This window comes from Nocardia sp. NPDC023852 (assembly GCF_040639505.1).
GTDB lineage: Bacteria > Actinomycetota > Actinomycetes > Mycobacteriales > Mycobacteriaceae > Nocardia.
Genome location: NZ_JBFAAB010000015.1, coordinates 52,373 through 66,521, shown reverse-complemented (window position 1 = coordinate 66,521; position 14,149 = coordinate 52,373). Strand labels below are relative to the sequence as shown.

Below are 14,149 nucleotides of genomic sequence, written 5' to 3'. Positions count from 1 at the left end.
CGGGTATGCCGGATATCAGGAGGTGTTCGATGCCGTCCTCCACACCCGATCCCATGACGCGGACAGACGAGGTCATCGTGCCGTCGGAGTCGATCCGGCTGGCGGGGGTACTGGCCGTCCCGGAGAACTCCACCGCCCTGATCGTCTTCGCGCACGGGAGCGGAAGTGGCCGGCACAGTCCGAGGAATCGGTTTGTCGCCGACGTACTCAATCGGGCGGGACTCGCGACAATGCTGGTCGATCTGCTGGTCGCGGACGAGGAGGGCGACCGTAGGCGCGTCTTCGATATCGAGCTGCTTGCCCATCGTCTCGTCGAAGTGACCCGCTGGCTGCGCACCCGATCGGATCTGAACGGCCTTCCTACCGGATATTTCGGCGCGAGCACCGGTGCCGGTGCCGCGCTATGGGCGGCCACCGAACCCGGAACCGAGATCGCGGCCGTCGTCTCTCGCGGCGGCCGCCCCGACCTGGCCGGTCCCCGGCTGGCGCTGGTCCACGCACCGACGCTGCTCATCGTCGGTGGGAACGACCAACAGGTGCTCGAGCTCAATCGGGAGGCACGGCTGCGGATGCCGTGTCCGAGCGAGATCGACGTCGTCCCTGGTGCGACCCACCTGTTCGAGGAACCCGGCGCACTCGAGCAAGTGGCGGATCTGGCCAGCGACTGGTTCCGCCGCCATCTCAGCGTTGTGTGGCGTTGAACACCACTGGTAGGTCGTCGGGCCGGGATGCGACTCGGGTACCGAAGCGGCGGCTGACCTGCTCGATCGTCTCGCACAGCCATCGGGATTCGCTCTGCGCCGCCGATTCGAGGCGCATGCGCCGTACCCGTAGCGGAATCATTCGTACCTCCACCGCACCGGGATCGATGGACACGAGATACAGCAGATGAAGATCGGGGCGGTACCGCTCGTAACCGCGGATGCCCTCGTAGTCGTCGATAACGTCGCCACACCCGTACAGAATCGGTTTGCCCCGGTAGATCTCGATCGGCCGCGGATGATGCGCGGAATGACCATGCACCAGGTCGACGCCGGCATCGACCAACCGATGAGCGAACTGTGTTTCGCTCCGTGTCACCCCGTAACCCCAGTTGGGCCCCCAATGTACGGAGACGATCGCGATATCGTTGTCGCGTTTGTGGGCCAGCACTTCTGCCGCCACCTCGTCGGCGGCACGAACCGTCGGTGCATCGCCGACCCGCCACAACCCGGGCCGATCGCGACGCGCTGCCCAGAATTCCGGAACCCCGCTCGAGCCCGCGGCTACCGAGACGATCACCACCCGGCGTCCGTCGTCGAGTTCCGATATCGCCGGTGCCTGGGCGGCGTCGAGATCCACGCCCGCTCCGGCGCCGCAGACGCCCGCGGTATCGAGTGCTTCGAGGGTGTCCGCCAGCCCGTGGATACCGAAATCGAGGATGTGGTTGTTGGCCAGCGCACAAACGACCGGTGCGATCGCGGTCAACACCGGCAGGTTGTCGGGGTTCATCCGGTAGTGGATGCCCTTCGCAGGGGCGAACGCACCGTCGGCGGTGATGGCGGTCTCCAGGTTGATCAATCGCACCTCGGGGTGGACCTGCCCGAGGATCGACAGGACATCACCCCATGGTCGGCGGAAATCCACCGGACGGGCAAATTCGCCATGCACGCGTTCGGCCAACTCGACATATGTCCGCGCATCCTCGACATAGCGTTCGCGCAGCGTTGGATCGCCGGGATGCGGCAGGATCTGGTCCACACCGCGGCCCAGCATGACGTCGCCACCGAGCAGGACCGTGGCCATACCACCATTGTCGATCCACTGGACAAAGAGTTCACCTGCGAAAATGGGCGTAGTAGCCCCATGAGCCCAGTCCCACACGACCCGACTCAGCGAACAAGCCGACCGAGTAGCGCATCTGCCCCGCTTGCACGCCATGGAAGCATCCAGCGGAATCCAGAAGGATTCGCACTTCGTCGGCTGTGCGAGCCACGATCGCGATGCGATGATTTCCCGGTGACTCAGTGGCTTCCACTCCTCGGTTCCCTCGTCGTCGCCATTGCGGCGGTGGTCGGCGTTCTTCTCAACAACCGCACTAATCGCGCGGCGGTGACCGCTGCGGACGAGCGCAACCGGGTCACGCTCGACGCGGCGCAGCGGAATGTGGAGTTGACGAACGCGGCCGCGGAACGCCGCGAGCACGATAAGTGGCGGCGTGAATCCGTGCTGGCCGCAGTGGCTTCCGTGCTGGCGATCTCCACCGATGTCCGTCAGCAGTTGTTGTACTGTGACCGCTGGGAGGCCGACGAGCTGGACGAGATCGGCGAGGACGTGATCCAAAACATCTCTGGGACAAGGGAATACATCAGCAACCTGCGCGTCCTGGCGCATCGGAAGATCCCGAATCGCTGCGAGGACCTGGCGCGGACCCTCACCGCGGCGCTGAACATTTCTTTGCAGCGGCGCAGGATCGAAATGGACCCCGAGGCGACCGGTGAGGAGATCTCCGAAATTCGAGCGCTGTGGTCGAGGGCGATCGAGAACACCGTCGAGGAAGAACGCTCGGTCATCAACGCCACCCGCGTCGAGCTCGAGATCAAAATCTCCACCGACCTCCACTCGGCTTCGCCCGAACTGGCTCTCAACCGAACCTGATCCACCGGTTCCTCTTCGCCACCACAGGACGCTCCGCACGCAGGTTGTGTGTGAGCCGTGCGAAGCGCGCCTCCGGTGTGGAGAGTCAGCGTTTGCCGGATGTACCCGGTGGCTCGCAGGTTCAGAGGGCAGCGATGACCTCGTCTATCGCGGAGCGGAGTAGGGACGCGTAGGTGTCGAGGTCAGGGAGAACCGCGGGATCGGCGTGCAGCGAGAGGGTGATGGTGTCACCGAGGCCGTGTACGCCGTGGGTCAGGTGCATGACCGAGCCGAGGGCGGGAAAGCCGGCGGTGAAGCGGACACGGCCGCCACCGAAGGTGAGGTCGGCGGGCCCGCGATCGACGCTGGAGACAATGGTGTGGCCCGCGATCGAGTCGGGGACGGTGTCGAGGGGATAGCGGTCGACGTCGCGGCGTAGGAGCGGGGCAGGGACGGTCGCGGTGACCCGGTCCTGGGCCGACAGCAAAGGGTGCCGCGCCCGGAGACGGCGGTCGGCGAGTGCCGCGGCGATCTTGTCGGCGCGCAGGCGCAGGTCCGGTTCGTCGGCGAACAGGTCGACGCCAACGCTGCGGTAGTTGTTGCGCGGATCGCTCTCGCTTCCGGCGGACAGCTCGGGCAGCGCCATCGGAACCTGTGCGCCGAGACGCTCGACGGATTCACCCCGGTCGGCCAGATACCGTGCGAGCGCCAGTGACACCGCGGTCAGGACCACTACGGTCACGGTGTCACCAGGGGCCCGAAGACGTTCGCCAGCGCACACGAGCATACGCACTTGGTGTAGCGAGACGCCCTCTGCGACAGTTCGATTCACCTGGCTTGGCAGAAAACCGACGCCGGGCGGCGGCACTTGACCGGTATCGGTCAAGTGCGCCAGCTGCTGCTGCGCCTGAAAGGCTCGATAACCGCGCAGCGCGGTCGAAGCCAGCCGAACCGGAAGGCACAGCAGACCAAGCGCCGAATCGACCAGTGTCCCGGTGAGTATCCGCCGGCCCGCGACCATCTGCCCGCGGGCCGCCACCGCAGAACCGATCGACAGCCCCCCGGTGGCCACCGCCCATCCGACCTCACGCCCCCGAGCGAGCAGGGTGGACAACGCCCGTGGCCCGCCACCCGCAATCTCACTGCGGCCGACACCGCTCACCCCCGCATCGGCGAACCCATCCACCACTCCGGTACCGCCGGCACCGCGGCCGCTCAGCGCCACCGGACCCGCTCGGTGACAGCTCGGAGACGGAACATCCCCGTTCCGTGCATCGGACTCGATGAACAGCGAACGCGCGATGGCCGCCGCCCGCCGCCCATCCGCCAGCGCATGCGACATCTGCAACACAGCCACCAGTGCGGGCCCCTCTGCCGGCCCTGGCGCATCGACGATCCCCCGGAACACGTGCACCCGCCAGGGACGTACGGCGGCATCCACGCCAGTCCCGAGCACCTCCCCGAGAGCGTCCAGCAGATTCATCCAATTCGGCTCCACCAGTCGATGCACGACGAATTGCTCGGCAGCGAATTCGCAGGGCATCCAGGATGGGTAATCGATGTCCGCGGGCAGTTCGCGCAGGCGGACCCGCAGATCGTCGATTCGCGCACTGCGTTCGGCGACCGAGGCACGCAGTTCCTCGGTCGAGCGCCCTTCGTCATGGAAGCAATACAAGAGAAACAAGTCGTTGCGCGTGCGCTTCGACAACCAATACATCGTCGCGTCCTGCGGTGCCATCGCGCTCACAGATGGAACGATATCGGCTCTGATTGCGACGGCATCGGTGACGTCGAACAAATGTGAATGATCTTGTTCCACAATCGAGACAGAAACCCCCCTCGATTCCGCGCATCCTGTCTGCTACCGTCCGTAGTAGGAACAGATACCACTCTCACCAAGGGCGGGGTGTCGGCCATGGCTACACAACTGGTTCGCACAATAGGCGCGCAAGCCAACGAGGCGGACGAACGCTATCGCGCCGCCGCGTTTCTGAAGCGGTCGATCAACAAGGTCTTCCCGACCCATTGGTCGTTCCTGCTGGGTGAGATCGCGCTCTACAGCTTCATCATCTTGTTGCTGTCGGGTGTGTATCTCACCTTGTTCTTCGATCCGTCGATGGCCGAGGTGGTCTACAACGGGGCCTACCAGCCGCTGCGTGGGGTGACCATGTCGCGCGCGTACGAGACCGCGTTGGACCTCTCCTTCGAGGTGCGTGGTGGTCTGTTCGTCCGCCAGGTCCACCATTGGGCCGCGCTGCTGTTCGCGGCGTCGATCATCGTGCATCTGTTCCGCATCTTCTTCACCGGCGCGTTCCGCAAGCCGCGGGAGGCGAACTGGGTACTCGGATCGCTGTTGTTGATCTTGGCGATGTTCGAGGGGTTCTTCGGCTACTCGCTGCCGGATGATCTGCTGTCCGGCACCGGTCTGCGTGCGGCGTTCTCGGGCATCACGATGAGTATTCCGATCATCGGCACATGGATGCATTGGCTGATCTTCGACGGTGACTTCCCGGGCGAGATCATCATCCCGCGCCTCTACATCGCGCATGTGCTGCTGTTCCCTGGCATCATCCTGGCGTTGATCGCCGCGCATGTGGCGCTGGTCTGGTACCAGAAGCACACCCAGTTCCCCGGGCCGGGACGCACCGAGAACAATGTGGTCGGCGCCCGTATCGTGCCGGTGTTCGCCGCGGATCAGGGTGCGTTCTTCGCCTTCACCCTCGGAATCGTCGGCATCATGGGCGGGGTGTTGCAGATCAATCCGATCTGGAACCTCGGCCCGTACAACCCGTCGCAGGTGTCGGCGGGATCGCAGCCGGACTTCTACATGATGTGGACCGACGGTCTGGCGCGTCTGATGCCGCCATGGGAGCTGTATCTGGGTCGCTACACGGTGCCCGCGGCGTTCTGGGTCGCGTTGATCATGGGGTTGGTGTTCACCGTGTTGATCGCCTACCCATGGATCGAGAAACGGCTCACCGGCGACACCAGCGCGCACCACAACCTGCTGCAGCGTCCCCGCGACGTGCCGGTGCGCACCGCCATCGGCGCCATGTCCATCGCGTTCTACGTGGTACTCACGCTCTCATGCGTCAACGACATCATCGCCTACAAATTCGACATCTCATTGAACGCCACCACGTGGGTCGGCCGGATCGGGCTCCTCCTTGCGCCGCCGATCGCGTACTTCCTCGCCTACCGGTTCTGCATCGGCCTGCAGCGCAGTGATCGTGCGGTGCTCGAGCACGGCGTGGAAACCGGTGTGGTCAAGCGTCTTCCGCACGGCGAGTACATCGAGGTGCACCAGCCGCTCGGCCCGGTCGACGAGCACGGCCATCCGATTCCGCTGGAGTATCAGGGTGCCCCGGTGCCGAAGAAGATGAGCAAGTTGGGTGCGGCGGGCAAGCCGGGCACGGGTAGCTTCCTGCGCGCGGACCCGCGGCAGGAGTCGGAGCGGAACCGATCACTGGAGCACGAAGAAGAACGCAAGCAGCTTGCCGTGCTGCGCAGATATCAGGAGCGGACGAACGGCCGCGGAAACGGCTCCTCCGGTTGATGATTCGGGATCGCATCGCATGTACCCGAGTACCGCGAAGGCCCCGAGTCCATCCCGCCCCGGGGCCCGCTTGCCTTATTCAGGCGTTTCCAGAACAGTTCAACTGCGCCGGAACCCTCCCGCCGAGAGCTCCGTTAGGAATGTATCCCACTCGCCCGGCGCGAAGGCCAAGGCCGGTCCACGTCTGTCCTTGGTATCACGAACCGCTACATTGCCGTCGGTGAGAAAGGCAACTTCCACGCAGTTCCCATCCGGACCGCTGTAACTGCTCTTGCGCCACACAGCGTCCGTCAGATCAACCTTCACGGCACTAGCTCCTTTGCTGCGTCGAGAACGAGATTTCTCCTGACATCGTTCTAGCTAGCATCGGCACCCGGCGGAGCCGCCGAATCCCGTAGAACGCTCTTCGGGAGAGCGCACTTTCCCGGTGCGTCGATATCGCACATCGAGTTCGAGAGGAATTCACCTCGTGCGGGGTTGTCCCCGTGCGGTAAACACTAGCAGGTCCATCGAAAGTTTGCCCGTCTCTTGCCTATTCAATCGTCGCAACCACGCAGGTTTGCGAAGGAGGAGAGTTGCGGGAGCATTGCCAGCCCGAGACATTCATTCCAAACACCGGCGTGCCACAATCTTTTAAACGGATGTAATTACTCCGTTATCACTCGGACAATTCGCCGACGAGCAGTGCCCCGTCGACGCCGCCACCACAGCCGTGCATCATGGAACCTATGGTGGAACGCGATCGCGACGATGCAGGTCGTGCCCGTAGCTCCCGTCCGCGCGATCGCCTCGGGCGCCCGCTGCCGCCGGGAAGCGCCGGAGTTGCCCGAATTCCGGACGATCTGAACCTGCCGCCGCAGCAAACCCTCACCTTCGCCCAGCAACTGCTGGACGAAGGTTTCGCATTCAATGCACATGAGGTATTAGAGGCGGCATGGAAGAACGGTCCGTTCGCTGAGCGGATGCTGTGGCAGGCGCTTGCGCAGTTCGCTGTCGGCCTTACCCACATACAACGCGGAAATCCCAAAGGGGCGCGTACACTGCTCGACCGGGCCGTGACCCGGCTGACCGCGTATCGGCCGGAAGCCGGCCAAGTGCCCTACGGCATCGACCGTGTCGGACTGATCGCCCACGCCGAATCGCTGCTCGCCGCACTCGACGCAGGGGTCGAACCGGCCGCCGACAACCTCAAGCCCCGCCTCCGCGGCTGATCGCACACCCCTACCATGGCCACCGTGCGCACCTCATCGTTCTCCAGCCGGTCTCGTGTCTGAGGTCGGCGCGGGCCGGTATGCGCCGACACCGTCCGGGGACCTGCACCTAGGCAACCTCCGCACCGCCCTGCTCGCTTGGGCGTTCGCCCGCTCCACGGGTCGGCGCTTCCTCCTCAGGATCGAGGATCTGGACCGGGTTCGACCCGGCGCGGAGCAGCGGCAGTTGGACGACCTCGCCGCGATCGGCCTGGACTGGGACGGACCGGTGGTGCGGCAATCCGAGCGGCTGCCACATTACGAGGCCGCGATCGAACGCCTCACCGCCGCCGGACTGACTTACGAATGCTATTGCACCCGAAGGGAAATTCAGCAGGCCGCGACTGCGCCGCACGGACCGATGGGCGCCTATCCCGGCACCTGCCGCACACTGACCGCACAGGCGCGCGACAGGCTGCGTACCAGTGGCCGCCCGGCCGCTCTGCGCTTGCGCGCGAAGGCGACCGATTTCGAGGTGGTCGACGAACTGCACGGGCTTTACCGCGGACCGGTCGATGATCTGGTGCTGCGCCGCGGCGACGGTGTTCCGGCCTACAACCTCGCGGTCGTCGTGGACGACGCGGCGCAGGGCATCGACCAGGTAGTGCGCGGCGACGACCTGTTGCCCTCGACACCGCGACAGGCCTATCTCGCGACGCTGCTCGGTCTCCCGGTCCCCCGCTATGCCCATGTCCCGCTTGTGCTCGATGCGAACGGGAATCGGCTGGCGAAGCGAGACGGCGCGGTGACTCTGGCCGACCAACGGGCGTTCGGCAACACGGTCGAACAGGTCGTGGCGCCCCTCGCCGCCTCACTCGCCCGCTCCGCGACATCGTCATCCGAGCTACTCGCACATTTCGACGCCGGGCTTCTGCCCTGGGAACCTTGGATACTCGACGTGAGTGGGTTGTTGCAACGCAGTCGATGTCCGTAACGTACGCAACGTCCGAACTACCGATCACGCGACGAGGACAAACAACTATGACAAGCGGTGGGTACGACCCCAACCAGTATCCGCAGGGCGGGCAGCCGTACGGGCAGCCGTACCCGCAAGGCGGCGACCAGTACGGCCAGCAGCAGCCTCCCCAGTACGGCCAGCAGCAGCCGCAGTACGGGCAGCAGCAGTACGGCCAGCAGCCCCCCCAGTACGGGCAGCAGCAGCCCCAGTACGGCCAGCAGCCGCAGTACGGGCAGGACCCCTACGGTCAGCAGCCGTACCCGCAGCAGCCGGGCAACTTCGGCTACGGCGGTCAGCCGGGTGACCTCGGCACCCGCATCGGGGCCCGCGTCATCGACGGGCTCATCTTGATGATCCCGTATTTCATCTTGTACATCCTGGTCAACAACTCACTCGGCCTGACCATCGGCCTCGGCCTGGTCTGGACCCTTGTGGAGGTCGGCTACTTCGTCGGAATGGAAACCACGCAGGGCACCACGCTGGGCAAGAAGATTCTCGGCCTGAAGGTGCTCGCCCCCGGCGGCGCCGCCAAGATCGACCCGGGCACCTCGCTGAAGCGCAATCTCTTCCTCGCGGCGAACATCATCCCGTGCGTCGGCGGCCTCGTCGCACTGGGGCTGGCGATCTACATCATGGTCACCATCTCGCAGGACCCGAACAAGCAGGGCTGGCACGACAAGTTCGCCGGCGGCACCCAGGTCGTCAAGGCCTGACACGCGACAGCGGTACGAAGCACAAGGGGCGCACCCGATTCGGGTGCGCCCCTGCTGCTTTCCCGGCCCTTGCCGCTACGAACTCGTCGAGCCCACGATGATCACGACGACGAACCACAAGATGACGAGCACGATCGCGCCGACACCGATCCAGATGCCGGCGAGCGCCATGCCGCGCCCCTCCTGCCCGGACTGCTTGATCTGGTTCAACGCGACCGCGCCGAGGATGATGCCGACGAGCGAGCCGATTCCGCAGGTGACGAACCCGACCAGCGACGAGATCAGCGCGCCGATCGCCATGCCGTTGGTGCCCTGCACCGGAGCACCATAGGGCTGGTAGGGGCTCTGGTAGGCGTAGTTCGGCTGCGGATAGGGCTGCGCGGGCTGCTGGTAGGACGGGTACTGCGGCTGCGGAGGCGGCGTCATCGGCTGCGACGGCGGTTGCACCGGGTGCTGCGGCGCCGACGGATAACCCGAAGGCGCCTCGGCGTTCGGGTACTGCGGGACCGAACTCTGCCCACCGGACTCCGGCGACACACCTTGGCCGCCATACTGCTTCCACCACTCGTCGGAATCGCCGGGATTCGTCATTGCTACAGCGTATTCCACAACCTGGTTGGATGATGCAGGTGAGTGAGCCGAAGACAACCGAAGAACACGGACCTGGACACCCCGCGCCAGAGCATGCGGCATTCGCCCAGGTAGCGCGGGGGTATTACACACCGATCGTGGCGGTGTTCACCGCGACGCTGATCATCTCCAACATCTGCGCGACCAAGGGCGTGCAGTTCTTCACCGACCATTCGGTGAAGCTGGGGCCGCTGGAGATTCTGCCGATCACCACCGACGGCGCCTGGTTCCTCTTTCCCCTCGCCTACATCGTCGGCGACGTGTTGAGTGAGATCTATGGCTTCCGCGCCGCGCGCCGGGCAATTTACTACGGCTTCGCCATGCTGCTGCTGACCGTGGTGTGCTTCAAGATCGCCGTCGAACTACCCGCCGCGACCTTCTACGAGAACCAGGACGCCTTCCGTACCGTCATCGGAACAACCCCGCAGCTCGTCGCCGCCGGTCTGGCCGGTTATTTCGTCGGCGAAATGCTGAATTCGGCGACACTGGTGCTGATCAAGGAGCGGACCAAAGAGAAGCACCTGTGGGCGCGCCTGATCGGATCGACCGTGGTCGGCGAGTTCGGCGACACGCTGATCTTCTGTTCGATCGCGGCCACCGCGATCGGCATCGACTCCTGGGGACAGTTCATCAATTTCGTGATCGTCGGCTTCCTCTGGAAGACACTGGCGGAAGTCATCGTGCTGCCGATCACCTATCGGGTGATCACGTGGCTCAAGAAGCACGAACCCAGCTACGCACCGAGCGAGGTTCCCGCTCTGCTCCGATGAAAGATGTCGTGGGTCAGCGGAATCCACGATGTGGTCCAGCAGGCTCTATGGCGTCCGGATCCGGCCCCGCCAGCGACCCAGGACCTCGGCTTTGTGCTCGTCGAAGTAGCCGCCGTCGATACTGTGCCGGATGCGGTCGACGAGCCGCACCGTGAACCGCTCGTTGTGGATCGTGCACAGCATGGCCGCGAGCATCTCTTTGGCCTTGAACAGGTGGTGGATATAGGCGCGGCTGTAGTTGGCGCAGGTGTAGCAGTCGCAGGTCTCGTCGATCGGGGTGAAGTCGCGGCGGAAGCGGCTGGTGTTGATATTGAACCGGCCTTCGTCGACGTAGATCGCGGCGTTGCGGGCGACCCGTGACGGGTTCACGCAATCGAAGGTGTCCGCACCGTTCTCGACGGCGGTGAAAATGTCCTCCGGCTCGCTGATGCCGAGCATGTGACGCGGCTTGTCCTCGGGCAGCTCGTCCGAGCACCAGCCGACGATAGCGCCCAGGTTGTGTTTCTCCAGCGCACCGCCGATACCGTAGCCGTCGAACGATGTTCCCGCACTTCCCCGGATCGATTCGAGTCCTCGACATGCCTTGCGCCGCAAGTCCTCATACTGCGCGCCCTGGATGACGGCGAACAGTGCCTGGTACGGGCGGTGTGTGCGCGCGGCGGTCAGCCGTTCGTGCGCATCGATGCAGCGCTGCGCCCACTCGTGCGTGCGCTGCAACGACTTCTCCTGGTAGGCGCGGGTGTTGAGCAACGTGGTGAGCTCGTCGAAGGCGAACATGATGTCGGCGCCCAACTCGTGCTGGATGCCCATCGAGACCTCGGGGGTGAACCGGTGCTCGGAGCCGTCCAGGTGTGAGCGGAAGGTGACGCCGTCGTCGTCTACGGTGGCGAGCCGTTCCTTGCCCGCAGCGATCACGTCGTCGCTGCGGACGTCGACCGCCTCCATCGCCAGCACCTTCTTGAATCCGACGCCCAGCGACATCACCTGGAACCCGCCGCTGTCGGTGAAGGTGGGCCCGGGCCAGTTCATGAATATGCCGAGTCCGCCCGCCTCGTCCACGATATCGGCGCCGGGCTGCAGGTACAGGTGGTAGGCGTTGGCCAGCAGCGCCTGCGCGCCGATATCCTTCATGGTCTCCGGCAGCACCGCCTTCACTGTCGCCTTTGTGCCCACCGGGATGAACGCCGGCGTGGCGATAGGGCCGTGCGGCGTGCAGACCATGCCGGACCGGCCGTGCCGCCCGTCCAGGCGAGTACCGACGGTAAAAGAGAAGGATTCAGGACCGGACACCCAGCCATCCTCCCAGTCCAGCGCACGCCGACCGCAGCAGGCCACCGATCCCTCGGCCGGCATTGCCCGCGCCGTCTGCGCAGTGCCGACATCGTCGGTCGATTCCCCGGTTACCACCCGGCGCACCACACGAACCTCGCGGCTTTCGAGCGGAGTGAGACCGAGCATTGCCCGTTCACGGCCCGGCCCGCCGCGAACACCGCCACGTCGCAGGCCAGAAATCCCCACAGCGATCGCCTCCCAACCCAACCACTCGCCCGACCCCCACTTCCGAGCGAAGCGAGACCGAGCATTGCCAACATCACAGAGCCGCGGCGAACTGGGCGTTGTACAGACGGTAGTACGCCCCGCGCTCCCCGAGCAGGCGTTCGTGCGTGCCGTGTTCCACGATCCGGCCCGCCTCCATGACGACGATCAAATCGGCGTCACGGATGGTGGAGAGGCGGTGGGCGATGACGAAACTGGTCCGGTCCCGGCGCAGCGCGGCGGTGGCGTGTTGCACCAGCAGCTCGGTACGGGTGTCTACCGAGCTGGTCGCCTCGTCGAGGATGAGGATGGACGGCTTGGCCAGGAACGCTCGCGCGATGGTGATCAGCTGCTTTTCGCCCGCGCTGACGCCGGAGCCCTCCTCGTCGATGATCGTGTCGTAACCGTCGGGCAGCGCGTGCACGAAACGGTCCACGTACGCGGCGCGCGCGGCCGCGATGATCTCCTGTTCGCTCGCGTTCGGGTTGCCGTAGGCGATGTTCTCCCGGATGGTGCCGCGGAACAGCCAGGTGTCCTGCAACACCATGCCGATGCGGGAGCGCAGGTGGTCGCGGGTGATCTCGGTGATGTCGACGCCGTCGACGGTGATGGTGCCCGCGTCGAGCTCGTAGAACCGCATGACCAAATTCACCAGTGTGGTCTTGCCCGCGCCGGTCGGGCCGACGATGGCGACCACATGACCTGGCTCGACCAGCAGCGAGAGCCGCTCGATCACCGGCTTGTCCGGTTCGTAGCGGAATGAGACGGCCTCGAATTCCACCCGGCCGCGATCCACCGGGCGGGTGTCGGCCATCGCCGGGTCCGGGCTCTGCTCCTCGGCGTCGAGAATCTCGAAGATCCGCTCGGCCGAGGCGACGCCGGACTGCAACAGGTTGGCCATTGCGCCGATCTGGGTCAGCGGCTGGCTGAACTGGCGGGAGTACTGGATGAACGCCTGCACCTCGCCGAGCGACAGGTTGCCTGTCGCCACCCGCAAGCCGCCGACCAGCGCGACCAGCACGAAATTCACGTTCCCGAGGAACATGATCGCGGGCATGATCAGACCGGAGATGTACTGCGCCGCGAAGCTGGCCTGGTAGAGCTCCTGGTTGCGCTCGTCGAACTCCTTGCCGACCTCGCGGTTGCGGCCGAATGCGGTGACCACCTCATGCCCGGTGTACGCCTCCTCGACCTGAGCGTTGACCAGGCCGGTGTACTTCCACTGGTTGACGAAGTGCGGCTTGGAACGTTTCGCGATCTGCGCGGTGATCACGACGGCGGCGGGCACGGTGAGCAGTGCGATCACCGCCAGCAGCGGCGAGATCCAGAACATCATGATCAGGATGCCGAGCACCGAGAACACCGAAGTCAGCAGTTGGCTCATGGTCTGCTGCAGGCTCTGGGAGATGTTGTCCACGTCGTTGGTGACGCGGCTGAGCACGTCACCGCGTGGCGCGGAATCGAAGTAGCGCAACGGAAGCCGGTGGATCTTGTCCTCGATGTCGCTGCGCAGCCGCTTCACTGTCCGATTGATGACGATGTTGAGCAGATAGCCCTGCAACCAGCCGAACAGCGCGGCGCCGAGGTAGAGGACGAGCACGAGGATGAGAACCTTGGCGACCGCGGCGAAATCCACTCCTACGCCCGGGATCACGTTCATCGCGCCGAGCATGTCGGCAAGAGTGTTGTCGCCCTTGGACCGCAGCGCCTCGATCGCCTGATCCTTGGTGACGCCGGACGGTAGTTGCTTGCCGACCACGCCGTCGAAGACGAGGTTGGTCGCCTTTCCGAGAATGTACGGGCCCAGCGTGTTCAGTACCACCGATACGACGACGAGCAGGATGATCAGCCCGACGTTGAACCGTTCGGGAGCGAGCCTGCGCAGCAAGCGCCGCAGCGAAGGACCGAACGACTTCGCCTTGGCGTCCGGTGCACCGGGACTCGGCATTCCTGGCCTCACCGCGCCTCCTGTGTCCTGCGGGAGTTCCCGCACCCCGTCGGCCCGATAAGCGCTGCGCGATTGTGCCTCACCGCGCCTCCTGTGTCCTGCGGGAGTTCCCGCACCCCGTCGGCCCGATAAGCGCTGCGCGATTGTGCCTCACCGCGCCTCCTGTGTCCTG

The 14,149-nt window shown here is 65.1% G+C and carries 12 protein-coding genes and 1 pseudogene; 7 read left to right on the top strand and 6 right to left on the bottom strand.

Going from position 1 to position 14,149, the window contains the following annotated elements:
* Positions 1-47: 47 nt before the first annotated feature.
* A pseudogene (locus tag AB0H00_RS20330) lies at positions 48-701 on the top strand (phosphoribosyltransferase); the annotation flags it as partial.
* On the opposite strand, the gene AB0H00_RS20325 reads toward AB0H00_RS20330, so the two are convergent.
* Positions 682-1,785 (bottom strand): CapA family protein, encoded by a 1,104-nt coding sequence (locus tag AB0H00_RS20325; protein WP_357268248.1) that lies wholly within the window; start codon positions 1,783-1,785, stop codon positions 682-684. The pseudogene AB0H00_RS20330 and the gene AB0H00_RS20325 overlap by 20 nt on opposite strands.
* 213 nt (positions 1,786-1,998) lie before the next feature.
* Between AB0H00_RS20325 and AB0H00_RS20320 the strand changes: the two genes are divergently transcribed.
* Entirely contained in the window at positions 1,999-2,637 is a 639-nt protein-coding gene (locus AB0H00_RS20320) for a hypothetical protein (protein WP_357268246.1), read from the top strand.
* Between the two features lie 121 nt (positions 2,638-2,758).
* On the opposite strand, the gene AB0H00_RS20315 is transcribed toward AB0H00_RS20320, so the two are convergent.
* A complete protein-coding gene (locus AB0H00_RS20315; RefSeq protein ID WP_357268244.1) occupies positions 2,759-4,363 on the bottom strand; it encodes a hypothetical protein in 1,605 nt (534 codons plus the stop codon).
* A 168-nt stretch (positions 4,364-4,531) separates the two neighbouring features.
* On the opposite strand from AB0H00_RS20315, the gene AB0H00_RS20310 reads away from it, so the two are divergent.
* A complete protein-coding gene (locus tag AB0H00_RS20310; protein WP_357268242.1) occupies positions 4,532-6,172 on the top strand; it encodes a cytochrome bc complex cytochrome b subunit in 1,641 nt (546 codons plus the stop codon).
* Between the two features lie 99 nt (positions 6,173-6,271).
* Here AB0H00_RS20310 and AB0H00_RS20305 read toward each other — a convergent pair whose 3' ends face one another.
* The gene (locus tag AB0H00_RS20305; protein ID WP_357268428.1) at positions 6,272-6,454 is read right to left on the bottom strand and encodes a DUF397 domain-containing protein; all 183 of its coding nucleotides are present in this window, start codon (positions 6,452-6,454) and stop codon (positions 6,272-6,274) included.
* 446 nt (positions 6,455-6,900) lie between these two features.
* Here AB0H00_RS20305 and AB0H00_RS20300 point away from each other — a divergent pair, with 446 nt between their 5' ends.
* From AB0H00_RS20300 to AB0H00_RS20290, 3 genes are read left to right on the top strand one after another with little or no spacing between them, the layout of a single operon-like run.
* Positions 6,901-7,383, top strand: a complete 483-nt coding sequence (locus AB0H00_RS20300; RefSeq protein ID WP_357268240.1) for a DUF309 domain-containing protein — start codon at positions 6,901-6,903, stop codon at positions 7,381-7,383.
* Between the two features lie 55 nt (positions 7,384-7,438).
* Positions 7,439-8,356: a tRNA glutamyl-Q(34) synthetase GluQRS gene (gene gluQRS / locus AB0H00_RS20295; protein ID WP_357268238.1), complete on the top strand. Its 918-nt coding sequence runs from the start codon at positions 7,439-7,441 to the stop codon at positions 8,354-8,356.
* A gap of 47 nt (positions 8,357-8,403) precedes the next feature.
* Positions 8,404-9,093 carry an RDD family protein gene (locus AB0H00_RS20290; protein WP_357268236.1) on the top strand — a complete coding sequence of 230 codons (690 nt, stop codon included), beginning with the start codon at positions 8,404-8,406 and terminating at the stop codon, positions 9,091-9,093.
* A gap of 75 nt (positions 9,094-9,168) precedes the next feature.
* Here AB0H00_RS20290 and AB0H00_RS20285 read toward each other — a convergent pair whose 3' ends face one another.
* Positions 9,169-9,684, bottom strand: a complete 516-nt coding sequence (locus tag AB0H00_RS20285; protein ID WP_357268234.1) for a DUF4190 domain-containing protein — start codon at positions 9,682-9,684, stop codon at positions 9,169-9,171.
* A gap of 32 nt (positions 9,685-9,716) precedes the next feature.
* On the opposite strand from AB0H00_RS20285, the gene AB0H00_RS20280 reads away from it, so the two are divergent.
* Complete coding sequence (locus tag AB0H00_RS20280; protein ID WP_357268426.1) at positions 9,717-10,493, top strand: queuosine precursor transporter; 777 nt, start codon at positions 9,717-9,719, stop codon at positions 10,491-10,493.
* Positions 10,494-10,538: 45 nt separating this feature from the next.
* Here the strand turns inward: AB0H00_RS20280 and tgt are convergent, their stop codons facing one another.
* On the bottom strand, positions 10,539-11,783 hold the full coding sequence (gene tgt, locus AB0H00_RS20275) for a tRNA guanosine(34) transglycosylase Tgt (protein ID WP_357268425.1): 1,245 nt from the start codon (positions 11,781-11,783) through the stop codon (positions 10,539-10,541).
* Between the two features lie 301 nt (positions 11,784-12,084).
* Positions 12,085-13,977, bottom strand: coding sequence for an ABC transporter ATP-binding protein (locus tag AB0H00_RS20270; RefSeq protein ID WP_357268423.1), 1,893 nt, complete (start codon positions 13,975-13,977; stop codon positions 12,085-12,087).
* Between the last annotated feature and the right edge of the window lie 172 nt (positions 13,978-14,149).

Excerpts from the sequence above, each read along its gene's own strand:
- AB0H00_RS20285 (WP_357268234.1), bottom strand. The coding sequence starts at position 9,684 with ATGACGAATCCCGGCGATTCCGACGAGTGGTGGAAGCAGTATGGCGGC.
- AB0H00_RS20310 (WP_357268242.1), top strand. The coding sequence starts at position 4,532 with ATGGCTACACAACTGGTTCGCACAATAGGCGCGCAAGCCAACGAGGCG.
- AB0H00_RS20325 (WP_357268248.1), bottom strand. The coding sequence starts at position 1,785 with ATGGCCACGGTCCTGCTCGGTGGCGACGTCATGCTGGGCCGCGGTGTG.
- AB0H00_RS20280 (WP_357268426.1), top strand. The coding sequence starts at position 9,717 with ATGCAGGTGAGTGAGCCGAAGACAACCGAAGAACACGGACCTGGACAC.
- AB0H00_RS20290 (WP_357268236.1), top strand. The coding sequence starts at position 8,404 with ATGACAAGCGGTGGGTACGACCCCAACCAGTATCCGCAGGGCGGGCAG.
- AB0H00_RS20270 (WP_357268423.1), bottom strand. The coding sequence starts at position 13,977 with ATGCCGAGTCCCGGTGCACCGGACGCCAAGGCGAAGTCGTTCGGTCCT.
- AB0H00_RS20300 (WP_357268240.1), top strand. The coding sequence starts at position 6,901 with ATGGTGGAACGCGATCGCGACGATGCAGGTCGTGCCCGTAGCTCCCGT.